Here is a 22,553-nt window from a genome sequence, read left to right as displayed (position 1 = left end):
TCAGGCGCGGGCGGCTAGGACGCGGGCGAGGCGGTCGGAGGCGACGAGCAGGGCCGTGCGCACGGCGGGCAGGGCGTCGGGAGCCTCGGCCAGGTCGCGAGCCCGGTCGAGCCAGGCCACGTCGCACGTCGTCGGGGCCATCAGCCGCACCTTGCTCCCGACGGCGAGCAGTCCCTCGCCGTTGAGGTCGCTGAGCTCGTCGAGGAACCGGTGGGCCCACGGCACCAGCAGGTCGTGCTGGGCCGGGCGCCAGAAGCAGCGGGCGAAGGTGCGCGTCGGGACGCCGGACGGGACGGCGCCGGCCCGCCAGAACTGCTCCCAGGCCTCGGCCTTGGCCTCCTCGCTGGGACGGGCCGCGGCCACGCCGAGCGCGCGCACGCGGGCCTCGGGGTCGGGGTCGCGGCCCAGGAGGGCGTCGACGGCCTCCTGGTCGTGGCGGTCGAGGGCGGCACGCCGGGTGAGGGTGAGCCAGGCCAGCTCGGTGTCGTCCGGCGCGGCGGCGACCGCGGCGTCGAGCCGGTCGAAGTGCTCGGAGGTCGTGGCCGCCCAGGCCAGGGTCTGCAGGGCCGCCGCGCGTACGTCGGCACCGCTGTCCTCGTGGTCGGCGAGGTCACCGGCGAGCCGCGCGAGCCGCTCGAGCCGGCGGGGGACCAGGACGGTCGGGCTCCACTGCTCCGCGACGGCCAGGGCCCGGGCGAGGAGCGGCTCGACGAGGCCCGGCACCGTCTCGTGCTCGAGCACCGCGACGACGCACTCGAAGACGTCGCCGCTGGACAGCTCGCCCTCGGCGAGCATGTCGAGCGCGGTCGAGACCGCGACGACCCGGCCGGTCGCGTCGGGCAGGCGACCGGCGTCGGTGAGCAGCACCTGCAGCGACGCCTCGTCGGGTCGGACCGAGACGAAGCTCAGGTCGCCGTCGTTGACCAGCTGCAGGTCGGCCTCGGGCAGGTCGGACATCGAGGTCACCGCGCCGGCGGTCTCGACCCGGGTCGAGCCGACGGGGGAGAGGCCGGCGTCGGACCGGGCGTAGGAGCCCACGAGGAGCGCGTGCGGGCGCGGTGTGCCGCCATCGGGGCTGGCGACCAGCAGCGTGTCGCCGACGAGCGAGACGGTGTCGGTGCCGGCGCGGTCGAGCCACGCGGCCGTCCAGCCGTCGAGCTCGCGGCCGGACGCGGCGGCGAAGGCGCTCATCAGCTCGGCGAGGGTGGCGTTGCCCCAGGCGTGCTCGGCGAAGTGGGCACGCAGCCCGGCGACGAACCGCTCCTCACCGAGCAGCTCCATGAGCTGCCGCAGGACGGCCTGGCCCTTGAGGTAGGTGATGGCGTCGAAGTTCGCCATCGCGTGGGCGACGTCGGGCACCTCGGTGCGGATCGGGTGGCGGGCCGGACCGCGGTCCTGCTCGTAGCCGACGAGCTCGTCGGTCGCGGCGAACACCGCCCAGGCCGCGGACCCGGGGTCGATCGCGTCGAGGGCCCAGGTCGCGGCGAACGACGCGAACGCCTCGTTGAGCCACAGGTCGTCCCACCACCGCATGGTCACCAGGTCGCCGAACCACATGTGCGCCATCTCGTGGAGCAGGGTGTCGGCCGCCGTCATGCGGTCGAGCAGGGTGGGCTCGCCGCGGTGCAGGGCGGAGTCGCTCCAGGTCACGCACCCCCAGTTCTCCATCGCACCACCCATGTCGGGCACGAAGACGTGGTCGTAGCGCTCCTGACCGAAGGGCTGGTCGAACCGCTCGCCGAAGAACGCCAGCCCCGCCTCGGTCAGCCGCAGCAGCTCGGCGGTGTCGCGCTCGAGGTAGGGCCGCAGCGACTGCCGGCACCACAGTCCGAGGCTGTGCCCGCCGCGCTGCTCGCGGACCTCGTGGAACGGACCGGCGTTGACCACCACGACGTACGTCGAGAGGCGGGGCGTGTCGGTGAAGCTCCACCACCGGCTCAGCAGGCCCGCCTCGTGGTCGGCGTCGTCGACGGCCGTGGGCTCGCTGACCTGGTCGGGCGCGGAGTTGGAAAGCACGCTCCACTCGGCCGGGGCCACGACGCGGAAGCGGTGCACGGCCTTGAGGTCGGGCTGGTCGAAGCAGGCCCACGCGCGACGGGCGCCGTCGGGCTCGAAGGAGGTCCAGACGTAGACCCGGTCGTCGGAGCCGTCGACGGTGCGCAGGATGGCGTTGCCCGAGCCGGTGTCGGTCTGGCTCGAGACGACGACCAGCTCGTTGCGCTCGGCGAGGCCGGTCAGGGCGAGCCGCCCGGCCCGGTGGGCCGAGGCGTCGAGCTCGACCCCGTTGAGGGTGGCGGCGTGCACCTCGCCGACGACGTCGACGAAGGTGTCCGCGCCCGGGCGACGGCACGTGAACGTCACGCGCGAGGTGGCGCGCCACCGCTCGCCCGCGAGCAGCTCGCGCAGGTCGACCTCGATGTCGTAGCGCTCGACGTCCAGCAGCTCGGCCCGGGCGCGGGCCTCGTCCTGGGTCAGGCTCGCGGGCGCGTCGGCCGGCACGTCCACCGGGCCGTCCGCGGGTGAGTCCTCGGGTCCGCTCATGCGGGCACGGTAACGTCCCGCACGTGGCTGAGCCGTCGGACGTCGCCGAGGAGTGGGAGGTCGTCGACTCCGAGGTGCTCGCCGACACCGGCTGGGTCGTGACGCTGCGCGCCGACCGTGTGCGCCGACCGGGACACCCCGACGACGAGCCGTTCCGGCGCTTCGTCCTCGAGCACCCCGGCGCCGCGGTGATCCTGGCGCTCGACGAGCAGGACCGCGTGTTCTGCCTGCGGCAGTACCGTCACGCCGCGCGGCGGCGCTTCGTCGAGCTGCCGGCGGGGCTCCTGGACGTCGAGGGCGAGGGCGCCGAGCAGGCCGCGCGACGTGAGCTCCTCGAGGAGGCCGGCCTCGAGGCGATCGCGTGGACCCACCTCGGGACGACGTACGGCTCGCCGGGCATCTCGCAGGAGGTGCACCACCTCTACCTCGCCCGCGGGCTGAGCGAGGTCGACAGCGACTTCGTCGCCGAGCACGAGGAGGCCGACATGAGCACCGAGTGGATCGGGTTCGACGACCTGCTCGCCGCGGTGCTCGACGGGCGCGTGCAGGACGGGCCGGTGGTGCAGGCGGTGCTGCTCGCCCGGGCGCGCGGGCTGGCGTGAGCGGGGCCGTCGGGGTGGCCCCTGCTGCTGGGAGTGGTTTCGAGACAGTCGCTAGCGCGACTTCCTCAACCACCGGCAACTCACCTCCAGCAACTACCGGCAACTCAACTCCAGCAACTACCGGCAACTTACCTTCCGCAACCACCGGCGAGGCGTCTTCCTCGACCGCCGGAGCGGTCGCGCGGGCGGTGCGGACCTACCTCGACCACCTGAGCGTGGAGCGGGGGCTGGCGGCCAACACGCTGTCGTCGTACCGGCGCGACCTGCGGCGCTACGTCGGGTTCCTGGACGCCTCGGGCGTGACGAGCCTGGACGAGGTGAGCGAGGCGACGGTGGCGGCGTTCCTGGTGGCGCTGCGCGAGGGCGACACCGACCACCCGCCGCTGAGCTCGACCAGCGCGGCACGCACGGTGGTCGCGGTGCGCGGCTTCCACCGCTTCGCGCTCGCCGACGGACTGGCCGGTGACGACCCCGCGCGGGCGGTGAAGCCCCCGACCCCGGCCAAGCGGCTGCCCAAGGCGCTGCCGCTCTCCGACGTGGAGGCGATCCTGGAGTCCGCGGGCGCGCCCGGCACGGCGCTGGCGCTGCGCGACCGCGCACTGCTGGAGGTGCTCTACGGCACCGGGGCCCGCATCTCCGAGGCGGTCGGGCTCGACGTCGACGACCTCGACACCGTCGACCAGACCGTCCTGCTGCGCGGCAAGGGCGGCAAGCAGCGGCTGGTGCCGGTCGGATCGTTCGCTCTCGAGGCGGTCGACGCCTACCTCGTGCGCGCGCGCCCCGAGCTGGTCGCGACCGGGGCGGGCACAGCCGCGCTGTTCCTCAACGCCCGCGGTGGCCGGCTCTCGCGCCAGTCGGCGTGGGCGGTGCTGGTCAAGGCCGCCGAGCGCGCCGGCGTCACCCGCGACGTCTCACCCCACACGCTGCGCCACTCCTTCGCCACGCACCTGCTCGACGGCGGAGCCGACGTGCGCGTCGTCCAGGAGCTGCTCGGCCACGCGTCGGTGACGACGACGCAGGTCTACACCCTCGTCACCGTCGACAGCCTGCGCGAGGTCTTCGCCAGCGCCCACCCCCGAGCCAGGGACTGAGACCCATCACCGACCGCACCACCGACACGACCTCCACCGCGACCACGACGTTCGACCCCGACGCCGTCCTCGACCGCGTCACGGCGTACGCCGGGGGCCTGGGCCTGGAGCTCTACCCGCACCAGGAGGAGGCGGTGCTCTCGCTGCTGGCCGGCGACAACGTCGTCCTCGCCACCCCCACCGGCTCGGGCAAGTCGATGGTCGCGATCGCCGCGCACATGACGGCGATGGCCCGCAACGAGGTGTCGTTCTACACCGCGCCCATCAAGGCGCTCGTGAGCGAGAAGTTCTTCGACCTGTGCGCGGTCTTCGGCACCGAGGACGTCGGCATGCTGACCGGCGACGCCTCGGTCAACGCCGACGCCCCGATCATCTGCTGCACCGCCGAGGTGCTCGCCAACCTCGCGCTGCGCGAGGGCCGCGACGCCGACGTCGGGCTGGTCGTGATGGACGAGTTCCACTACTACGCCGAGCCGGACCGCGGCTGGGCGTGGCAGGTGCCGCTGCTCGAGCTGCCGAAGGCGCAGTTCCTGCTGATGTCGGCGACCCTCGGCGACATGACCGAGCTGGCCGACGACCTCACCCGGCGCAACGGCCGCGACACGGCGCTGGTCACCGAGGCGGAGCGGCCTGTGCCGCTCACCTTCTCGTGGGCGCTCACCCCGCTCGCCGAGACGCTCGAGGAGCTGGTGCAGACCCACCAGGCGCCGGTCTACGTCGTGCACTTCACCCAGAAGGACGCGGTCGAGCACGCCACGTCGCTGCTCACCGCGTCGTTCCTGCCCAAGACCCCCGGGGTCGCCGAGCGGCTGTCCGGGGTGCGGTTCAGCGCGGGGTTCGGGCGCACGCTGAGCAAGCTGCTCAAGCGGGGGATCGGCGTCCACCACGCGGGGATGCTGCCGCGCTACCGCCGGCTGGTCGAGCAGCTCGCCCAGGCCGGCCTGCTCACCGTCATCTGCGGCACGGACACGCTCGGCGTCGGCATCAACGTGCCGATCCGCACGGTGCTCTTCACCGGCCTCACCAAGTACGACGGCCGCCGCCAGCGGGTGCTGCGCACTCGCGAGTTCCTCCAGATCGCCGGCCGCGCGGGCCGGGCGGGCTACGACACCGCGGGCTACGTCGTCGTGCAGGCGCCCGAGCACGTCATCGAGAACGAGCGCGCCAAGGCCAAGGCCGCCGCCAAGAACGCCGCCAACCCCAAGAAGAACTCCAAGGCCCACCTCCGCAAGCCGCCCGAGGGCACGGTCGTGTGGACCGAGGAGACCTTCGACAAGCTGGTCGCCGGGGTGCCCGAGGCGCTGACGTCGCGGATGAAGGTCGACGACTCGATGCTCGTCAACGTCCTCGCCCGCGAGGAGGACGCCTTCCCGGTGCTGCGCCGGCTGCTCACCGACAACCACTCCGCGCCGCGTGAGCAGCGCCGCCTGGCCCGCCGGGCCCTGCGGCTCGCGCGCTCGCTCGTCGGCTCCGGCATCGTGACGCGCCTCGACGAGCCTGACGGCTTCGGGCGCCGCTACGTCCTGACCGTCACCCTCCCGGAGGACTTCGCGCTCAACCAGGAGCTCGCGCACTTCGCGCTCGCGGCGTTCGACCTGCTCGACCCCGAGGCGCCCACGTACACCCTCGACGTCGTCTCGGTCGTCGAGGCGGTGCTCGACCCGCCGCGCCAGATCCTCTGGGCGCAGCAGCACGAGGCGCGGGGTGAGGCCATCGCCTCGATGAAGGCCGACGGCATCGAGTACGACGAGCGGATGGAGCTGCTCGAGGAGGTCACCTGGCCCAAGCCGCTGGCCGAGCTCCTCGAGGCGGCGTTCGAGACCTACCGCGAGACCCATCCCTGGCTGGACCCCGAGGGGCTCGACCCCAAGGCGGTCGTGCGCGAGATGTGGGAGCAGGGGATGGGGTTCACCGACCTCGTCGCGCGCTACCAGCTGGCCCGCTCGGAGGGGCTGGTGCTGCGCTACCTCACCGACGCCTACCGCACCCTGCGCCAGACCGTCCCCGAGCGGCACCGGACCCCGGAGCTCGACGAGCTGGTCGAGTGGCTGGGCGAGACCGTGCGCCAGACCGACTCGTCGCTGCTCGATGAGTGGGAGGCGCTCGCCGACCCGGCGCACGCCTCGGCCGCGGCGACCGGCGACGCCCCGCCGCCGCCCCCGCGGCCGGTGTCGGCGCAGGAGCGGGTCTTCCGCCGGATGGTGCGCAACGCGCTGTGGCGCCGCGTCGAGCTGGCCGCCCGTGACGACGTCGACGCCCTGGCCGCGCTCGAGACGGCGGCCGCCGGGCTCGCCGAGCCCCCGCTGGCGGTCGTGATGGACCGTGCGGCGTGGGACGAGGCGCTCGCGGCGTACTGGGACGACCACGACGAGATCCGCCTCGACGCCGACGCCCACGGGCCGGCGCACCTCGACGTCGAGGCGACCACCGGCACCGACGGGCGGCGCTGGCAGGTGCGCCAGACCCTCAGCGACCCCGCCGGCGACCACGACTGGGTCATCGAGGCCGAGGTCGACCTCGACGCGTCCGACGCCGTCGGCGAGGCGGTCGTGCTCGCCACCGCGATGCGGCGGCTCGACGGGGTCTGAGGCCGGGTGGCGGGTAGTCCGCGACGTTCTGGCCCCCGGCTCGCGCCGGGAGGGGCCAGAACGTCACGGACTACCGACCGCGACGGCCGGGTCAGGCGCGCTTGTTGACCCGGACGACGTTGCTGGCGCCGCTGACGGAGACCTTCGTGCGCCCAGCCTTGACGACCGCCTTGTTGCCGGCCCCCTTGATGCGCAGCACCTTCAGGGTGCGGAAGGCGACCCGGCCCGACGAGCCGGTGAGCTTCAGCGAGCGGGCGGAGGTGCCCTCGACCGAGGCGCCCGCGCCCTGGACGACGTAGGTCGTCGCGCGGTCGACGCGCAGCGTGCCGTTGCTGCCGCCGAGCGCGACCCGGCCGGCCTGCGGCGCGGTGAGCGTGAGCCCCGAGCCGGAGAGGTCGACCTTGCCGAGCGCACCGGACGCGGTGATGGTCGTGCTGCTGGCTTGGACGAACAGGTTCGCGGCGGACTCGAGCGCGACGGTGTGGCCGGTGCCGGTGACCGTGACGTCGGTGCAGGCGCCGACGAGTGTGAACTGCTGGTCGACGCCACCGAGGACGACCGGACCGGCGGCGCAGTCGACGGTCGTCGCCGCGCTCGCGGGCGCAGCGGCGCCGAGCGAACCAACGAGTGAGCCGGCGAGCGAGGCGGCGACCACAACCGGGGCCACGGCGGCGGACAGGACGAGCGGCGGGCGCGGGACGGGCATGCGGGAGGGGTTCCTCTCTCCGGGGTCGGCTGTCCGCCTCACCCTGTCAGGTGACGGGGTGACGCGCACCTCGGGACCCGTCGGCGGTGCGCCCCCCGGCGTCGTAGGGTCCTTGGCATGAGCGACCAGTCGGAGCAGCCCACCGTCGAGGTGACCCACGAGCCGGCCCGGCAGCGCTGGGTGGCCCGCATCGACGGCGAGGCGGTCGGCGCGGCCTACTACGACGCCGCCGACGGGCTCATCGTCTTCACCCACACCGAGGTCGACGACGCCCACGAGGGCCACGGGGTCGGCTCCGCGCTCGCCCGCGGCGCCCTCGACGACGTGCGGGCCGAGGGCACCCGCCGCGTGATCGCCCGCTGCCCGTTCATCAAGGGCTGGATCGACCGTCACCCCGACTACCAGGACCTCACGCGCCGCTGATCGCCGCCGCAGGACGCCGGGGGAGCAGGGACGCGCGACACGCCCCGCGCGTCCCGGATGTCGCCGTGTCGACAAATTAGGTTGAGCGGCACAGGGCCGGTCCCGCTGCTGCTCGACCGCCACGACACCTCACGGCGAAGGAGATCCGATGGCCGAGCCCGCACACCCGTCTCGCCTCACCGGCGGACCCGGCGGGGGCTGGGGGGCCACGGCTCCCTCGATGCCGCCCCAGGTCCGCACCCCAGCACCCCAGCCCCCGAACGAGAACGCCATGGCCGAGCCCCTGTCCTTCGAGCCCCTGCCCTTCGAGCGGCAGCCCGTCCCGACGCCCGCCGCGCCCGTGCCCAGCAGCCCCGCCGCGGGTGAGCTCGGCCCGACCGGCCGCCCGATGCCGGTGCTGCCCGAGCCGACGCCCGTCGTACGCCGTGAGGGGGCGAAGGCCCGCGTGGTGTCGATGTGCAACCAGAAGGGCGGCGTCGGCAAGACCACGACGACGATCAACCTCGGCGCCTCGCTGGTGGAGTACGGCCGCAAGGTCCTGCTCGTCGACTTCGACCCCCAGGGCTCGCTCTCGGTCGGCCTCGGCCTCAACCCGCACGAGATGGACCTGACCGTCTACAACCTCCTGATGCAGAGCGACGTGTCGATCCACGACGTGGTCGTGCCGACCGGCGTGCCCGGCATGGACCTGCTGCCCTCCAACATCGACCTGTCGGCGGCCGAGGTGCAGCTCGTGCACGAGGTGGGCCGCGAGCAGACGCTGATGCGCGTGCTGGCCCCCGCGCTGGCCGACTACGACGTCGTCCTCATCGACTGCCAGCCCTCGCTCGGCCTGCTGACGGTCAACGCCCTCACCGCCTCCGACGGCGTGATCGTGCCGCTCGAGTGCGAGTACTTCGCGCTGCGCGGCGTCGCGCTGCTCAAGACCACCATCGACAAGGTGCGCGAGCGGCTCAACCCGAGCCTCAGCATCGACGGGGTGCTCGGCACGATGTTCGACGGGCGCACCCTGCACAGCCGCGAGGTCATGGAGCGCCTGGTGCAGGCGTGGGGCGACAAGGTGTTCCACACCGTCATCCGCCGCACCGTGAAGTTCAGCGACTCGACCGTCGCGGGCGAGCCGATCACGACGTACGCCGCCACCTCGGCGGGTGCCGACTCCTACCGCCAGCTCGCGAAGGAGGTGCTCAGCCGGTGGCCCGACGCGTGAGCCTGCCCTCGGCCGACGACCTGTTCCGGCCGACCGAGGGCGTCGACGAGGAGGCCGCAGCGCCTGGTGGACCGGGGAAGGCCACCACGCGCAGCACCTCCCGCAGCGGCGCCCGGACCGACCGACCCGTCCACGCCGTGCCCGACGAGCCCCCGGCGGCCGACCCCGAGCCGCAGGCCAAGCGCGGCCCGAGCGGCCGCATCAAGCACGACGAGAAGGTCACCGTCTACGTCACCTCCGGCGAGCTGCTCGAGATCGAGCAGGCCCGGCTGACCCTGCGCGGCGCGCACGGGCTCTCGGTCGACCGCGGTCGCCTCGTGCGCGAGGCGCTGCACCTCGTGCTCGCCGACCTCGAGGCGCGCGGAGCGGAGAGCGACCTGGTGCGGCGCCTGCGCGAGGAGGGGTGAGCCCCACGGTCGAGGACCGGCGGGGCACGGCCCTGCGGGGAACCGCGACCCGGGAGGGCGGCGAGGACGGTGAGACACCGGCGTTCTCGCTGCACCTCGACAACTTCGAGGGCCCCTTCGACCTGCTGCTCAACCTGATCGCCAAGCACAAGCTCGACATCACCGAGGTCGCGCTGTCGAAGGTGACGGTCGAGTTCATCGCCCACGTCAAGGCCGGCGGCGAGCAGTGGGACCTCGAGCAGACCTCGTCGTTCCTCCTCGTCGCCGCGACGCTGCTGGACCTCAAGGCCGCCCGGCTGCTGCCGAGCGCCGAGGTGGAGGACGAGGAGGACCTCGCGCTGCTCGAGGCGCGCGACCTGCTCTTCGCGCGACTGCTGCAGTACCGCGCGTTCAAGCAGGTCGCGGCCGTCCTCGAGACGCGGCTGGCCGGCGAGGCCCTGCGTCACCCGCGCGCCGTCGGACTGGAGGAGCGCTACGCGACGCTGCTGCCGGAGGTGCTCATCGGTATCGGGCTGCAGCAGTTCGCGGCGCTGGCAGCCAAGGCGCTGGCCCCCAAGCCGGCGCCCGAGGTGACGCTGCACCACATCCACCAGGCCAAGGTCAGCGTCCGCGAGCAGGCGGCGATCGTGGTCGAGCGGCTGCGGCGCCAGGGCGCGGCGACGTTCCGCTCGCTGTGCGCCGACTCCCCGGACACGCTCACGACGGTGGCGCGGTTCCTCTCGCTGCTCGAGCTGTTCCGCGAGGGAGCCGTCGGCTTCGACCAGGTCAGCCCGCTCGGCGAGCTCACCGTGCGCTGGACCGGTGGGGACGACGTCGACGCCGACGCGCTGGCGGGCGACGCGGTGACCGACGAGTTCGACGGCGCCCCGCCGTCGCCCGCTGGGAGCGAGGGATCGGGCGAGGGATGATGGGTGCCGTGACCGAGTCCAGCACCGAGCAGCCGGCCGAGCAGGAGTTGCTCGTCGAGGTGCCGCGCGCTCCGGTGCGTCCCGCGCTGGAGGCGGTGCTGATGATCGCCGACCAGCCGCTCGACGCCGTCGCGCTCGCGACCGCGGTGGGTCATCCGGTCGAGGACGTCGTCGCCGCGCTGCAGCTGCTCGCCGAGGAGTACGACGAGCAGGACCGCGGCTTCGAGCTGCGCAACGTCGCGGGCGGCTGGCGCTACTACACCCGCGAGGCCTACGCGCCGGTCGTCGAGGCCTTCGTGCTCGAGGGCCAGCAGGCGCGGCTCACCCAGGCGGCGCTCGAGACCCTCGCCGTCGTCGCCTACAAGCAGCCCGTGTCCCGGGCGCGGGTGTCCGCGATCCGGGGCGTCAACGTCGACGGGGTCATGCGCACGCTGCTGACCCGCGGGCTGGTCGAGGAGGCCGGTCAGGACGACGGCACCGGCGCGCACCTCTACCGCACCACCACCTACTTCCTCGAGCGCATCGGCGTCCAGTCGCTCGACGAGCTGCCCGAGCTCGCGCCGTACCTGCCCGACCTCGGCGACATCGACGACGAGCTCGAGCAGCTCGCGAACGCCGAGCCGCGCTCGTCCCGGCCCGCGCCGACCCCCGACCACGCCCCGGAGACGGGCCCCAGCACCGAGCCCGACGGAGGCACCGAACCCACGTGAAGCCGCAGAACCTCCCCACCCGCGAGATCGAGGTCGACGACGAGGGGCTGATCCGGCTGCAGAAGCTGCTCGCGCAGTCCGGGGTCGCCTCGCGCCGGCGCTGCGAGGAGCTGATGCTGTCCGGCGTCGTCGAGGTCGACGGCGAGGTCGTCACCCGTCTCGGCACCAAGGTCGACCCGCGCACCGCCGTCATCCGGGTCGAGGGTCGCCGGCTGCCGCCGGTCTCGGCCCACGTCTACCTCGCGCTGAACAAGCCCCGCGGGGTCGTCTCGACGATGTCCGACCCCGAGGGCCGGCGGTCGCTGGGCGACGTCGTCGCGGACCGCCCGGAGCGGCTCTTCCACGTCGGTCGGCTCGACACCGACACCTCGGGGCTTATCATCCTGACCAACGACGGCGACTTCGCGCAGAAGCTCGCCCACCCGTCGTTCGAGGTCGACAAGACCTACGTCGCCGAGGTGAGCGGTGAGGTCACGAAGGCCACGCTGGGCCGTCTGCACGCAGGTGTCGAGCTGGAGGACGGCCCGGTGGCCGTCTCGCGCACGCGCATCGTGCAGCACGGCACCGGCAAGACGATCGTCGAGCTGGTCATCCACGAGGGCCGCAACCGGATCGTGCGCCGCCTCCTCGACCACGTCGGCCACCCGGTCAACCGCCTCAGCCGCACCCGGATCGGTCCGGTCCGGCTGGGCCAGCTGCCGTCGGGTCAGCTGCGGGACCTGACCCGTGAGGAGCTCGGCGAGCTGCTGGACACCGCGCAGCTGTAGCCCTGTCGGTGGTGTCGGGGACACCGTGAGTCGACGGAGGTCGGTCGACGGTGGTTGAGGAGGCGCGCCAGCGCCGTCTCGAAACCACATCCGCCGAGAGTGGTTTCGAGACAGGACTTCGTCCTTCACTTCGAGACGGGCCTAGCGGCCCTCCTCAGTACACCGCCTCAACCACCGGGGTCGGACTTCGTCCTCCACTCAGCCGCGTGGCCCGCGGATGATGGGGCGATGAGCACACCTGCCGCCCGGGTCAGCCTCTGGCACAGCCTGTCCGTCCAAGACGCCGACCGGTTCGTCGACTGGCTGCGCGCCGTCGGGTTCGTCGAGCACGAGACCCACCGCGACGAGGGCGACCCGAGCGTCGTCGTGCACGCCCAGTGGCTGTGGGACGGCGGGCTGGGCGGGGCCGGCGGGGTGATGTGGGGCAGCGAGCGTGAGGGCGGCGGGGTCCACAACGCCGGCCACGCGGCGTCGTACCTCGTCACCGACGACCCGGACGGCTTCGTCGAGCGGGCGCTGGCGGCCGGCGGGACGCTGGTGCGCGAGGTCGTAGAGCAGCCGTACGGCGGACGCGACGGCACCGTCGCGGACCCGGAGGGCAACCACTGGTCGGTGGGGAGCTACCAGCCCCGATAGCATCGTCGCCCGTGGCAGTCAGGGCGGTGCGAGGTGCGACCCAGCTCGACGTGGACGACCGCGAGCACATGCTCGAGCGGGTCGCCGAGATGGTGCTCGACGCGATGTCGGCCAACGGCCTGGACGTCGACGACTTCATCTCGGTGATCTTCACGGCGACCAGCGACCTGGTCTCGGAGTTCCCGGCGTACGCCGCGCGGCAGCTCGGGTTCGGCGACGTGCCGCTCATCTGCGCGCGGGAGCTCGAGATCGAGCGCTCGATGCCGCGCGTGGTGCGGATGATGGCGCACGTCGAGACCGACCTGCCCCGCGCCGACATCACCCACGTCTACCTCCACGGTGCGGCGGCGCTGCGCTCCGACCTCACGCGGACCCGCGCGGTGCCCGACGACGATGCCTGAGCCGACGGGTCAGAGCTCGTTGCGCGGTCCCGTCGAGGTGATCGGCACCGGTCTGCTGGGCACCTCCATCGCCCTCGCGCTGCGCGCGGTGGGCGTCGACGTCCTGCTGAGCGACGTCAGCTCCGAGCACCTGCGCACCGCCAGCGGTCTCGGAGCCGGCCGGGTCCGCCGGCCCGAGGACCGTCCGCAGCTCGTGGTCGTCGCCGTGCCGCCCGACCACCTCGGTGAGGCGATCACCGGGGCCCTGGCCGCGTCGGACGCCGTGGTCACCGACGTGGGGAGCGTGAAGTCCGCGCCGCTCGCCGCCGTACGGGAACTGCCCGGTGCCGGGCGCTACGTCGGCAGCCACCCGATGGCCGGCAGCGAGCAGTCGGGTCCGCTCGCCGCCAGCGCGACGCTGTTCGACGGTCGTCCGTGGGCGGTGACCCCGCACGCCGGTGCCGACGTCGCCGCCGTGGAGCTCGTCGAGGAGCTGGTGCGCGCCTGCGGCGCGACCCTGGTGCTGCTGACGCCCGAGGAGCACGACCGGGCCGTGGCGCGCACCTCCCACGTGCCCCACCTGCTGGCCAGCCTGGTCGCCGCGCGGCTCGCCGAGGCCCCTGAGAACCACCTGGCCCTGTCGGGACAGGGCGTGCGCGACGTGACCCGCGTCGCCGCGGGCGACCCGGCGCTCTACAGCCAGATCGTCTCCGGCAACGCCGACGCGGTGCTCGCCCTCCTCGGCGAGGTGCGCGCCCAGCTCGACGACGTGATGGCGGCCGTCGGGGCCGGCGATCGAGACGGGCTGCGCACCGTGCTGGAGCGCGGCGTGGCCGGCACCCGGGCGATCCCCGGCAAGCACGGCGGACCGCCGCGGGCGATGGCCTCGGTGTGGGTCCAGGTGCCCGACCACCCCGGCGAGCTCGCCCGGCTGTTCGCCGACGCGGTCGCCAGCGAGGTCAACATCGAGGACGTGCGCATCGACCACGACCCGGGCCGACCCGTCGGTCTGGTCGAGGTCGTCGTCGACGAGGGCCGTGCCGAGCACCTGCGCACCTCGCTGGAGTCGAGAGGCTGGACGACCCAGCGGTAGGGTTGCCGGTCGTGAGCAGAGCGGCCGAGGACCCGACCCAGCACCCGGCAGCGACCGGGGGAGTGGTCGTGGCGGTCGACGGCACGTCGGGCTCGGGCAAGTCCAGCACCTCGCGCGGTGTGGCCGACCGGCTCGGGCTGCGCTACCTCGACACCGGCGCGATGTACCGCGCGGTCACCTGCTGGATGCTGCGCCACGGTGTCGACGTCCACGACGCCGAGGCCGTTGCCGCCCGCAGCGACGAGCCGCGGCTGGAGAGCGGGACCGACCCGCTCGCCCCCACCATCCTGCTCGACGGCGACGACGTCTCGACCGCGATCCGCCGAGACGACGTCAACGCCGCGGTGTCGCCGGTGAGCGCCGTACCCGAGGTCCGCGAGCGGCTCACCGCGGCCATGCGGTCCCTGATCAGGGAGGCCGCCGAGGGGCCCGGCATCGTCGTCGAGGGCCGCGACATCGGCTCGGTCGTGTGGCCGGACGCCCAGGTCAAGGTCTACCTCTCCGCCGCCGCCGCCGCCCGGGCCAGCCGCCGGGCGCTCGAGGAGGGCGGCTCGGACGTCGAGGCCACCCGCGCCTCCCTGCTCGCCCGCGACCAGATCGACTCGGGTCGTGCCGTCGCCCCGCTGGTGCGCGCCGACGGGGCGGTGCACGTCGACACCACCGGTCACACGCTCGACGAGGTCATCGGGATCGTGGTCGGGCTCGTCCGCGACCGGGCCGGTGCGCCGGCGGGTCGACCGTGAGCGACCCTCACCTCGCCGACCTGCCGCACAGTGCGCGCCACCACCCGGCGCGCTACCTGCTGCACCCGCTGCGTCCGCTCGCGCGCACCCTCATCCGTCGCCGGGTCGAGGTGCGCGTCACCGACGGCCACAAGCTGCCCGCCCGCGGGCCGGTCATCCTGGCCAGCAACCACGTCGGCGTCGCCGACGGTCCCCTGCTCGCGATCTTCGCGCCGCGCCCGGTGCACGCGCTCACCAAGGAGGAGATGTTCGACAACGCCCTGGTCGGGCGCTTCCTGCGCAGCTCGGGGCAGATCCGCATCGACCGCTTCCACCCCGACACCGCGGCGATCAAGTCCTGCCTGCGGGTGCTGCGCGACGGCGGAGCGGTCGGCATCTTCCCCGAGGGCGCGCGCGGGGCCGGTGAGTTCGACCGCTTCCACACCGGGGCGGCGTACCTCGGCCTGGTCACCGGCGCCCCGATCGTGCCCGTCGTGCAGTTCGGCACCCGTGAGCCCGGAGCGGGCAGCAGCGCCCTGCCGCCGCGCGGCGGCGTGGTGGACATGGTCTTCGGCGACCCGGTGACCCTGCCGCGCCAGCCCTGGCCGCGCCGCCGCGACGACGTCGCCGAGCACTCGCTGCGCCTGCGCGAGCACCTGCTCGCCCACCTGACGCACGCCCGGGCCGTCACCGGCCGCACCCTGCCCGGGCCGCTCCCGGTGAGCGACCCCGATCCCGACCCCGCCACCGGGGTCACCGACCCACCCGTACCAGGCCAGGAGGCCTCGTGAGCACCCCAGACGTCGACGAGCAGACCGGCCCCGTGCCGGTGCTGGCGGTCGTCGGCCGCCCCAACGTCGGCAAGTCCACCCTCGTCAACCGCATCATCGGCCGCCGCGAGGCGGTCGTCGAGGACGTCCCGGGCGTCACCCGCGACCGCGTGCCGTACGACGCCACGTGGTCGGGTCGTGCCTTCACCGTCGTCGACACCGGCGGCTGGGACCCCGACGCGCGCGGCCTGGCCAAGTCGATCGCCGCGCAGGCGGAGGTCGCGGTCTCGCTGGCCGACGCCGTGATGTTCGTGGTCGACGCGACGGTGGGCATCACCGACGACGACGAGGCCGTGGTCCGGATCCTGCGCAAGTCCGGCAAGCCCGTCGTGCTGGCCGCCAACAAGGTCGACGACGCCCGCACCGAGGCCGAGGCATACGGGCTGTGGAACCTCGGGCTCGGTGAGCCCTGGCCGGTCTCCGCGCTGCACGGCCGCGGCTCCGGCGACCTGCTCGACGCGGTGCTCGCGGCGCTGCCGGAGACCCCGCCGGAGACGATCGGCGCGGAGCTCGGCGGACCGCGCCGCATCGCGATCGTCGGCAAGCCCAACGTCGGCAAGTCCTCGCTGCTCAACAAGCTGGCCGGCTCCGAGCGCGTCGTCGTCGACAACGTCGCCGGGACCACCGTCGACCCCGTCGACGAGCTGGTCGAGCTCGGCGGGCGCGAGTGGCGCTTCATCGACACCGCTGGGATCCGCAAGCGGGTCAAGGAGGCGTCGGGCCACGAGTACTACGCCTCGCTGCGCACCACGACGGCCATCGACCGCGCCGAGGTCGCGGTCCTGGTGCTCGACGGCAGCCAGTCGATCTCCGAGCAGGACCAGCGCATCATCCAGACCGTCCGCGAGGCGGGCCGGGCGCTGGTCATCGCCTTCAACAAGTGGGACCTGGTCGACGAGGAGCGGCGCTACTACCTCGACCGCGAGATCGAGCGCGAGCTCGTGCAGGTGCAGTGGGCCCCGCGGATCAACATCACCGCCCGCACCGGCTGGCACGTCGACAGGCTCGTGCCCGCGCTCGACCGGGCCCTCGAGGGCTGGGAGACGCGCGTGGGCACCGGCGCGCTCAACGGCTTCCTCGGCCGGCTCGTGGCCGAGCACCCGCACCCCGTGCGCGGCGGCAAGCAGCCGCGCATCATGTTCGGCACCCAGGCCTCGACCGCGCCGCCGACGTTCGTGCTGTTCACCAGCGGCAAGCTCGAGGCGTCGTACGAGCGCTACATCGAGCGCCGCTTGCGCGAGGAGTTCGGCTTCGTCGGCACCCCGATCGTGCTGCAGCAGCGGGTGCGGGAGAAGCGCAAGCGCTGATCCGGCTCGGCGGGCAACCATTCGGCGCGCAGGCGCATCTGAGAAGACATGTTGCCGACTCGGATGCTCCTGCCTGCCCTGCTCGCCTCGGTCCTCACGACCGTGGCCGCCCCTGCCCTCGCCGCCCCCGCGGCGCCGACCGCCGACGAGCCCACGCTGCTGACCTACACCCAGCGTCAGGGCACCGTGACCCTGCACAACATCGGCGACACCGAGGCCAAGCTGCCGGGTGCGCCGGCGTCGTTCCGGTCCTACGCGCGCAGCCAGATGCGCGCGACCTGGCAGGACTACCTGGGCGGCCGGCCGGCCTGCAAGGGCGTCCCGCACATCACCGTGCGCGGGCTGCGCACCGACGGCTTCGCGTACGGCGACGTCAGCGAGCGACCGCGGCCGGGCTGCCAGGACGGCGGCGGCTACGTCGCGATCTGGGCGGTGCGCAAGGGGGCCTGGAAGCAGGTCATCGGCACCCAGGACGTCCCGACCTGCGCGCGCCTGGAGAAGCTCGACATCCCCTCCGACATCGGCGTGACGCAGTGCGCCGAGGGCGCCGACGTCGTGGACTACGTGCACGACTGAGCTCCGGCGTTTGGCGGGGCCGGGCCTGCGCGGCCCGGCCCGCCGTACTGCTCAGATCTCCGGTCAGATCTCCAGGAAGCGCAGCAGCGCCTCGTTGAACTCCGCCGCGTGGCTGACGTTGAACCCGTGCGGCGCGTCGGGCACCACGACGAGCTGGCTGTGCGCGATCGCCTGGTGGGTCCGCTGACCGGAGCCCTCGAACGGCACGGTGGCGTCGCCGGCCCCGTGGATGACGAGGGTCGGCACGGTGATCTTCGGGAGGTCGTCGCGGAAGTCGGTGGTGGCGAAGGCCTCCATGCACTTCTCGGCCGCGCGCTGGTCGGACTGGCCCGCCATGACGACCGCGGCCTGCCGCTGAGCCTCGGTCACCTTGATCTCGCCGTCGACCGAGAAGAACTGTGTCGTGAACTCGTCGAAGAACGCGTCGCGGTCGGACTTCAGGCCCGACATCATCTCGTCGGCCGCCTCCTTGCTCAGCGGGCCGTCGGGGTTGTCGTCGCTCTGGGCGAGGTACGGCGGCACGGCGGCCGCGAAGACCACGCTGTGCAGCCGGTCCTCACCGTGCCGGGTGACGTAACGGGCCACCTCGCCCCCGCCCATCGAGAAGCCCACGAGCGTCACGTCGGTCAGCTCGAGCTCGCTGAGCACGCCCTCGAGGTCGTCGGCGAGGGTGTCGTAGTCGTAGCCGCCGTGCGGCTTGTCGCTGCGGCCGAAGCCGCGCCGGTCGTAGGCCACGACGCGGTAGCCCGCCGCGCGCAGCGGACCGAACTGGTCCTCCCACGAGGCGGCCGAGAGGGGCCAACCGTGGATCAGCACGACCGTGCGGCCGTCGCCGCCGCTGTCGTCGACGTGGACCTTGGTCTTCGAGAGGAGTCCGGAACTGGCGGTCACTTCAGTCATGACCGAGCGGTGCCCTTCGCCCTCCGGTCTCAGACGGGCTCGATCGGGTGAAGCCGACGGGCCGCCGGCGAGGTCGTCCCTCGCCGGCGGCCCGTCGTCGTGTGCTGTGCCGGGCTCAGGCCTTGCTGCGGAACTTGATCGTCTTGACGAGGACGCCGTCCTTGAAGATCTGCACGACGTGCTTGCCCTTCAGGCGCGGGGTCTTGAAGACGTCGGTGTCGCCAGCGCCCTGGGTGAGCTTGAGCGCCGTGGTGCGGTCGATCCTCACCTTCCACTGGATCTTCTTGCCCTGGGTGGTGCCGGCGGCGAGTGCGTCGGCGCTGAACTTCACCTTGACGCGGACCTTCGACTTCCTCGAGCTGAAGGTGCCGGTGACGTCCTTGACGACCGGCGCCGCGGTCGATGTCGTGGGCGTGGTGCCCGTGCCCTGGGCGGGAGCCGTCGCAGGCGGGATGTTGGTGAATCCGTACACGCTGCTGCCGAACTCGATCGAGGTCAGGATGCCGTCGCCCTTGACGCCCGAGCCCAGCGAGAAGCCGCCAGCGAGCATGCGGGCGGCGGGCAGCTTCGCAGCCCACTGGGCGAGGCCCCCGTGGAACGGCGAGCCCGAGCCGCCCGTGCACTTCTTGTCGTTGAGAAGGGCGTCGCGCTCAGCCGGTGTGTCGGCATCGGCGACTGCCTGCGACCCGTCGCACGACGGGGCAGCCTGACGAGCCGTGGCGGAGGAGGCGTTCGACAGCCACCAGTCCACGTAGTAGCCGTCCGCGTCGAGCGTGTAGGCGGGTTCGCCCACCAGCACGTTGTAGTCGTTGCCGTTGCCGGTGATGCCGTCGGCGTCGAAGACGAGTTGAACGCCGGGCTGTGGGCTCGTGCCGTTCCAGGTCAGTCGCGACTTCGCTGGCAGTGGGCCGGTCACAGGGAAGTACTCCGCGACCTTGTCGGTGTTCCAGGTGCCGCCGTTTCCGTTCGGCCCAGTGTTGGTGCTGCCGTCGGTCCACATGTGGAGCCCCTGACGCAGGAACTCGAGGTGTCCGGTAGCACGGGTGTCGGCAAGCGCCGCGATGAGATCGCTGCTCCGCACCGTGTTGGTCTCGGCCGGCACCGGCCTGGCGTCGGCGTGGGCCGACGGTGCTGCAACTGCCACGAGCGCCACGGCGCTCGCGATCCCCATGATCTTCTTCACGTGTCGTTTCCCCCTTGGTCACGCCCGCGTCGTTGCGGACGCCCCGCGACTGCATCACGGTCACCTTGACAGCGCCATGCCCCAGGGGGTTTTCCGGTGGAAGACCATGAGAGATCTCCTCAGCCACACGGCTCCACCGCGAAGGCGCACAGCGCCTCGCGCACGGGTGTCGAGGCCTCGACGAGTCGCGTCGTCTCCAGGTCGACGGCCTGCTCGCCGCCCGCGGAGCCGGAGGAGTAGTCGGTGAGCACGGCGTTGCCGACGCGGGTGACGAGGGTCAGCGTCAGGTCGCTGACGAGACCGTCGGCCTGGCGCACCTGCTGCGTGAGCCGCCAGCCCTCGTCACCGCCCAGGTCGACGGGATCCACGGCGTGGACCAGGGTCGTGTCGGAGCCGACGGCCTCCTCGGGGCACGACGCGACGGCCGCGCGTACGCCGTCGAGCCAGGCCTGCGCCGAGGTCGCGTCGGGGAAGAGCACGAGGTCGCGGACCTGGCGGTCCTCGGACCCGACGCCCTGGTAGGTCGCGCTCAGGTCGTCGACGTAGCCCTCGAACGTCGTGCGGCAGCCGGCCGGCACGCCAGGGTCGCCCTCGAGCGCGTCGGCCCCGACCGTCGTGCTGGTCGGCATCCCGTCGGTGATCGGGAACTCCGCCGGGATGGCCTGTGCCCACCCGTCCGGGGGTGCGGTCGGGGTCGCCGACGGCACGTCGGTGGCGACCATCGACCCGCGGTCGTCGCCGGGCCCGGTCAGCGCCGCGATCGGCGCGCCGACCGCGAGAGCGGCGACCAGGACTCCGCCGGCGGCGATGCCGGCCGTGCGCCGGCGGCGAATGCGGTCGCCGCGGCGACGCACCTGGGCGGGGGACATGCGGTGCACGGTGGAGCCTCCCTGCTGGAAGTCGTCGAGGAAGTCGTCGAGGTCGGAGAGGTCAGGCACGGGAGGCTCCTGGGTCGGGGGTGGCGAGGTCGTCGGAGAGCAGGGCGGCGAGCGCCGCTCGGCCGCGGCTGAGGCGGGCCTTGACCGTGCCCTCGGGGGCTCCGACCTCGCGGGCCACCTCGGCCACGGGCAGGTCGGCTATGTGGTGGAGCACCAGCACCCGGCGCTGGTGCTCGGGGAGCTGCCTGAGCGCCGTCACGACGGCGACGTGCGCCTCGGAGGGCGCTGCGGTCTGCGTGGGCAGCGAGACCGCCCGGTCGGAGGGGCGCCGGCCACGCACCACCCGTCGCCACCGGCTCACCGCCAGGCGGTAGGCCGTGGTGCGCACCCAGGCCTCCGGGTGCTCCGTGCGGTCCAGCGTGCGCCGGTGCGACCAGGCGCGGGCGAACGCCTCCTGGACGCACTCCTGCGCCTCGTCGCGGTCGCCGATCATGGCGTACACCTGGGCGGTGACGCGGGCGAACGACGCGGTGTAGAAGTCGTCGAACTCGGCTTCGTCCATCGTTCCTCATCTGTGCGGTGTGTCAGTACACCCGCTCTACGCCCGGCGGCGCAGCCCGGTTGCGTGCGGGCGACAACCTCCGGCGCGACCGCTACGTCAGGACAGTGACAACGGCTGGAGAGGGGACCCGCGGTGCGACGTGCGGAGGTGGACGAGGCGTTCCGCTCCTTCGTCGCGACCCGGCACACGCGGCTGCTCCGTGCGGCGTACCTGCTGTGCGGTGACCACTACCTCGCGGAGGACCTCGTGCAGACCACGCTCGTCAAGCTGTACGCCGCGTGGCCGCGCGCGTCGCGGGCGGACAGCATCGACGCCTACGCACGACGGGTGCTGGTCAACAGCCACCGCGACGAGCTGCGTCGACCCTGGCGTCGCGAGCGACCCGCCGAGCACCTTCCCGACGACGCCAAGCACGGTCTCGGGGTCGAGGTCAAGGTCGGGGTCGACGGGGAGCACGACGACCTCATGGAGGCGCTGCGACGGCTGCCGGTGGGCCAGCGACGGGTCGTGGTGCTGCGGCACTACTGGGGCCTCTCGGTGGAGGAGACCGCTGCCGACCTCGGTGTCACCACCGGCACCGTCAAGAGCCAGACCTCGCGCGCCCTGGCCGCTCTCGCCCGGGTGCTCTCGGCCCACCAGCCCGCGTCAGGAGGAATGCCGTGACCGCACACCCACCCGAGGAGGAGCTCGCCCGCCGGCTCACGGCGCTCGCCGAGCCGGTCCGCTCGCCACTCCCGCCGTCCGAGATCGACCGGCTCGCCCGGCTCGGGCGACGGCGGATGCGGCGCACCCGCGCCGCGACGACCCTCGCGGTGTCCGGCCTCGCCGCGTCGGCGGTGGCCATCGGGGTGTCGGCGGCACCCGGCGACCGGGGGAGCAGCCCCGACGACGCGTCGTACGCGAGCGATCCGGCCGCGACCACCGCGGCTCCGACCGCTGGCCCGAGCTCCGGTCCGACTTCTGGTCCGACCTCTGGCTCGTCCGCGACCGGGAGCTGCGCGTCGGGCCCGGTCGAGGGACGTGGACCGCTCGGGGGTCACGGCGCCACGCTGCGGACCTACCGCGACCTGCTCGCCGCCCATCTCGACCCCACCGGGCAGCATCTCGCGGCGGCGGTGAGCAACGTGCAGAGCGGCAGCGACCGGTGCGGTCTGAACTCGCTCGGCACCAAGCTCGGGTGGAGCTCGCCGACCGGTCCCGGCCTGGGCATGGTGCAGGTGGAGGTCACCACCGGTCCGTGGGCCCAGGCCCAGGTGCGGATGAGCAGGGAGGGATGGCAGCGCCTCCCCGACCTCCCGACCGGTGTGGTGGCCGGTTGGGCGAGCGAGGACCAGAGCGGACGGGCTGTCGGGCTGACGCGCGCCGACGGCACCACGGTGGCCGTGGAGGTCGATGCGCTCTTCGGCAACGACTCCCTCACCCCGGTCGACGGGATCGACCTGAGCACCGAGCAGCTCGTCGCGGCGGCGGCCGATCCCGGGTTCGTGCTGCCTGCTCCGTAGTCGCGTCGTCGCGCCGCGCGGGGGAGCGCAG

The 22,553-nt window shown here is 73.4% G+C and carries 24 protein-coding genes; 18 read left to right on the top strand and 6 right to left on the bottom strand.

The window, feature by feature from the left end; translation table 11 throughout:
• Nucleotides 1-2,541 carry an aminopeptidase N gene (gene pepN / locus GRQ65_RS21465; protein WP_160880063.1) on the bottom strand — a complete coding sequence of 847 codons (2,541 nt, stop codon included), beginning with the start codon at nucleotides 2,539-2,541 and terminating at the stop codon, nucleotides 1-3.
• Between the two features lie 23 nt (nucleotides 2,542-2,564).
• Here pepN and GRQ65_RS21460 point away from each other — a divergent pair, with 23 nt between their 5' ends.
• The 3 genes from GRQ65_RS21460 to GRQ65_RS21450 all read left to right on the top strand — a co-directional run bounded on the left by GRQ65_RS21460 (nucleotide 2,565) and on the right by GRQ65_RS21450 (nucleotide 6,822).
• Nucleotides 2,565-3,143 (top strand): NUDIX domain-containing protein, encoded by a 579-nt coding sequence (locus tag GRQ65_RS21460; protein ID WP_160880062.1) that lies wholly within the window; start codon nucleotides 2,565-2,567, stop codon nucleotides 3,141-3,143.
• A 188-nt stretch (nucleotides 3,144-3,331) separates the two neighbouring features.
• Complete coding sequence (xerD, locus tag GRQ65_RS21455; RefSeq protein ID WP_160880061.1) at nucleotides 3,332-4,234, top strand: site-specific tyrosine recombinase XerD; 903 nt, start codon at nucleotides 3,332-3,334, stop codon at nucleotides 4,232-4,234.
• Between the two features lie 5 nt (nucleotides 4,235-4,239).
• A complete protein-coding gene (locus tag GRQ65_RS21450) occupies nucleotides 4,240-6,822 on the top strand; it encodes a DEAD/DEAH box helicase (RefSeq protein WP_160880073.1) in 2,583 nt (860 codons plus the stop codon).
• Between the two features lie 91 nt (nucleotides 6,823-6,913).
• Here the strand turns inward: GRQ65_RS21450 and GRQ65_RS21445 are convergent, their stop codons facing one another.
• Nucleotides 6,914-7,528: a DUF3060 domain-containing protein gene (locus GRQ65_RS21445; RefSeq protein WP_160880060.1), complete on the bottom strand. Its 615-nt coding sequence runs from the start codon at nucleotides 7,526-7,528 to the stop codon at nucleotides 6,914-6,916.
• A gap of 117 nt (nucleotides 7,529-7,645) precedes the next feature.
• Here GRQ65_RS21445 and GRQ65_RS21440 point away from each other — a divergent pair, with 117 nt between their 5' ends.
• The 13 genes from GRQ65_RS21440 to GRQ65_RS21380 all read left to right on the top strand — a co-directional run bounded on the left by GRQ65_RS21440 (nucleotide 7,646) and on the right by GRQ65_RS21380 (nucleotide 17,497).
• Nucleotides 7,646-7,951: a GNAT family N-acetyltransferase gene (locus tag GRQ65_RS21440; protein ID WP_160880059.1), complete on the top strand. Its 306-nt coding sequence runs from the start codon at nucleotides 7,646-7,648 to the stop codon at nucleotides 7,949-7,951.
• A 271-nt stretch (nucleotides 7,952-8,222) separates the two neighbouring features.
• The gene (locus tag GRQ65_RS21435) at nucleotides 8,223-9,161 is read left to right on the top strand and encodes an AAA family ATPase (protein WP_160880058.1); all 939 of its coding nucleotides are present in this window, start codon (nucleotides 8,223-8,225) and stop codon (nucleotides 9,159-9,161) included.
• Complete coding sequence (locus GRQ65_RS21430) at nucleotides 9,146-9,568, top strand: hypothetical protein (protein ID WP_337191935.1); 423 nt, start codon at nucleotides 9,146-9,148, stop codon at nucleotides 9,566-9,568. Before GRQ65_RS21435 ends, GRQ65_RS21430 begins: the two co-directional genes overlap by 16 nt.
• Nucleotides 9,565-10,476, top strand: a complete 912-nt coding sequence (locus GRQ65_RS21425) for a segregation and condensation protein A (protein WP_160880057.1) — start codon at nucleotides 9,565-9,567, stop codon at nucleotides 10,474-10,476. The genes GRQ65_RS21430 and GRQ65_RS21425 overlap by 4 nt, the downstream gene beginning before the upstream one ends.
• The gene (gene scpB, locus GRQ65_RS21420; RefSeq protein WP_160880071.1) at nucleotides 10,476-11,186 is read left to right on the top strand and encodes an SMC-Scp complex subunit ScpB; all 711 of its coding nucleotides are present in this window, start codon (nucleotides 10,476-10,478) and stop codon (nucleotides 11,184-11,186) included. The genes GRQ65_RS21425 and scpB overlap by 1 nt, the downstream gene beginning before the upstream one ends.
• Entirely contained in the window at nucleotides 11,183-11,953 is a 771-nt protein-coding gene (locus tag GRQ65_RS21415; RefSeq protein ID WP_160880056.1) for a pseudouridine synthase, read from the top strand. The genes scpB and GRQ65_RS21415 overlap by 4 nt, the downstream gene beginning before the upstream one ends.
• 228 nt (nucleotides 11,954-12,181) lie before the next feature.
• Complete coding sequence (locus tag GRQ65_RS21410) at nucleotides 12,182-12,589, top strand: VOC family protein (protein WP_160880055.1); 408 nt, start codon at nucleotides 12,182-12,184, stop codon at nucleotides 12,587-12,589.
• Nucleotides 12,590-12,600: 11 nt separating this feature from the next.
• The gene (gene aroH / locus GRQ65_RS21405) at nucleotides 12,601-12,990 is read left to right on the top strand and encodes a chorismate mutase (RefSeq protein ID WP_160880054.1); all 390 of its coding nucleotides are present in this window, start codon (nucleotides 12,601-12,603) and stop codon (nucleotides 12,988-12,990) included.
• Complete coding sequence (locus GRQ65_RS21400) at nucleotides 12,983-14,062, top strand: prephenate dehydrogenase (RefSeq protein WP_160880053.1); 1,080 nt, start codon at nucleotides 12,983-12,985, stop codon at nucleotides 14,060-14,062. The genes aroH and GRQ65_RS21400 overlap by 8 nt, the downstream gene beginning before the upstream one ends.
• An 11-nt stretch (nucleotides 14,063-14,073) precedes the next feature.
• Nucleotides 14,074-14,805, top strand: coding sequence for a (d)CMP kinase (gene cmk, locus GRQ65_RS21395; protein WP_160880052.1), 732 nt, complete (start codon nucleotides 14,074-14,076; stop codon nucleotides 14,803-14,805).
• Nucleotides 14,802-15,575, top strand: coding sequence for a 1-acyl-sn-glycerol-3-phosphate acyltransferase (locus tag GRQ65_RS21390; protein WP_160880051.1), 774 nt, complete (start codon nucleotides 14,802-14,804; stop codon nucleotides 15,573-15,575). Before cmk ends, GRQ65_RS21390 begins: the two co-directional genes overlap by 4 nt.
• On the top strand, nucleotides 15,572-16,921 hold the full coding sequence (der, locus tag GRQ65_RS21385) for a ribosome biogenesis GTPase Der (RefSeq protein WP_160880050.1): 1,350 nt from the start codon (nucleotides 15,572-15,574) through the stop codon (nucleotides 16,919-16,921). Before GRQ65_RS21390 ends, der begins: the two co-directional genes overlap by 4 nt.
• 63 nt (nucleotides 16,922-16,984) lie before the next feature.
• Nucleotides 16,985-17,497 (top strand): hypothetical protein, encoded by a 513-nt coding sequence (locus GRQ65_RS21380; protein ID WP_160880049.1) that lies wholly within the window; start codon nucleotides 16,985-16,987, stop codon nucleotides 17,495-17,497.
• Nucleotides 17,498-17,560: 63 nt separating this feature from the next.
• Here the strand turns inward: GRQ65_RS21380 and GRQ65_RS21375 are convergent, their stop codons facing one another.
• The 4 genes from GRQ65_RS21375 to GRQ65_RS21360 form a co-directional block, all read right to left on the bottom strand.
• A complete protein-coding gene (locus GRQ65_RS21375) occupies nucleotides 17,561-18,397 on the bottom strand; it encodes an alpha/beta fold hydrolase (protein ID WP_160880048.1) in 837 nt (278 codons plus the stop codon).
• 115 nt (nucleotides 18,398-18,512) lie between these two features.
• Nucleotides 18,513-19,499, bottom strand: a complete 987-nt coding sequence (locus GRQ65_RS21370) for a hypothetical protein (protein WP_160880047.1) — start codon at nucleotides 19,497-19,499, stop codon at nucleotides 18,513-18,515.
• A gap of 200 nt (nucleotides 19,500-19,699) precedes the next feature.
• A complete protein-coding gene (locus tag GRQ65_RS21365; RefSeq protein WP_160880046.1) occupies nucleotides 19,700-20,518 on the bottom strand; it encodes a hypothetical protein in 819 nt (272 codons plus the stop codon).
• The gene (locus GRQ65_RS21360; protein ID WP_160880045.1) at nucleotides 20,511-21,020 is read right to left on the bottom strand and encodes an RNA polymerase sigma factor; all 510 of its coding nucleotides are present in this window, start codon (nucleotides 21,018-21,020) and stop codon (nucleotides 20,511-20,513) included. Before GRQ65_RS21360 ends, GRQ65_RS21365 begins: the two co-directional genes overlap by 8 nt.
• A 132-nt stretch (nucleotides 21,021-21,152) precedes the next feature.
• Between GRQ65_RS21360 and GRQ65_RS21355 the strand changes: the two genes are divergently transcribed.
• Together GRQ65_RS21355 and GRQ65_RS21350 are read left to right on the top strand one after the other, a co-directional pair.
• Nucleotides 21,153-21,683, top strand: coding sequence for a SigE family RNA polymerase sigma factor (locus GRQ65_RS21355; RefSeq protein WP_160880044.1), 531 nt, complete (start codon nucleotides 21,153-21,155; stop codon nucleotides 21,681-21,683).
• Nucleotides 21,680-22,522 carry a hypothetical protein gene (locus GRQ65_RS21350; protein WP_160880043.1) on the top strand — a complete coding sequence of 281 codons (843 nt, stop codon included), beginning with the start codon at nucleotides 21,680-21,682 and terminating at the stop codon, nucleotides 22,520-22,522. The genes GRQ65_RS21355 and GRQ65_RS21350 overlap by 4 nt, the downstream gene beginning before the upstream one ends.
• The last annotated feature ends 31 nt before the right edge of the window (nucleotides 22,523-22,553 follow it).

It is taken from the genome of Nocardioides flavescens (assembly GCF_009823805.1).
In the GTDB taxonomy this organism is placed as follows: domain Bacteria; phylum Actinomycetota; class Actinomycetes; order Propionibacteriales; family Nocardioidaceae; genus Nocardioides; species Nocardioides flavescens.
The sequence above is the reverse complement of the archived record's forward strand: the minus strand, read 5'-3'. Positions and strand labels throughout refer to the sequence as shown.

Excerpts from the sequence above, each read along its gene's own strand:
- GRQ65_RS21400 (WP_160880053.1), top strand. The coding sequence starts at position 12,983 with ATGCCTGAGCCGACGGGTCAGAGCTCGTTGCGCGGTCCCGTCGAGGTG.
- GRQ65_RS21410 (WP_160880055.1), top strand. The coding sequence starts at position 12,182 with ATGAGCACACCTGCCGCCCGGGTCAGCCTCTGGCACAGCCTGTCCGTC.
- pepN (WP_160880063.1), bottom strand. The coding sequence starts at position 2,541 with ATGAGCGGACCCGAGGACTCACCCGCGGACGGCCCGGTGGACGTGCCG.
- GRQ65_RS21360 (WP_160880045.1), bottom strand. The coding sequence starts at position 21,020 with ATGGACGAAGCCGAGTTCGACGACTTCTACACCGCGTCGTTCGCCCGC.
- GRQ65_RS21440 (WP_160880059.1), top strand. The coding sequence starts at position 7,646 with ATGAGCGACCAGTCGGAGCAGCCCACCGTCGAGGTGACCCACGAGCCG.
- GRQ65_RS21375 (WP_160880048.1), bottom strand. The coding sequence starts at position 18,397 with ATGACTGAAGTGACCGCCAGTTCCGGACTCCTCTCGAAGACCAAGGTC.
- GRQ65_RS21380 (WP_160880049.1), top strand. The coding sequence starts at position 16,985 with ATGCTCCTGCCTGCCCTGCTCGCCTCGGTCCTCACGACCGTGGCCGCC.
- GRQ65_RS21445 (WP_160880060.1), bottom strand. The coding sequence starts at position 7,528 with ATGCCCGTCCCGCGCCCGCCGCTCGTCCTGTCCGCCGCCGTGGCCCCG.
- GRQ65_RS21435 (WP_160880058.1), top strand. The coding sequence starts at position 8,223 with ATGGCCGAGCCCCTGTCCTTCGAGCCCCTGCCCTTCGAGCGGCAGCCC.
- scpB (WP_160880071.1), top strand. The coding sequence starts at position 10,476 with ATGGGTGCCGTGACCGAGTCCAGCACCGAGCAGCCGGCCGAGCAGGAG.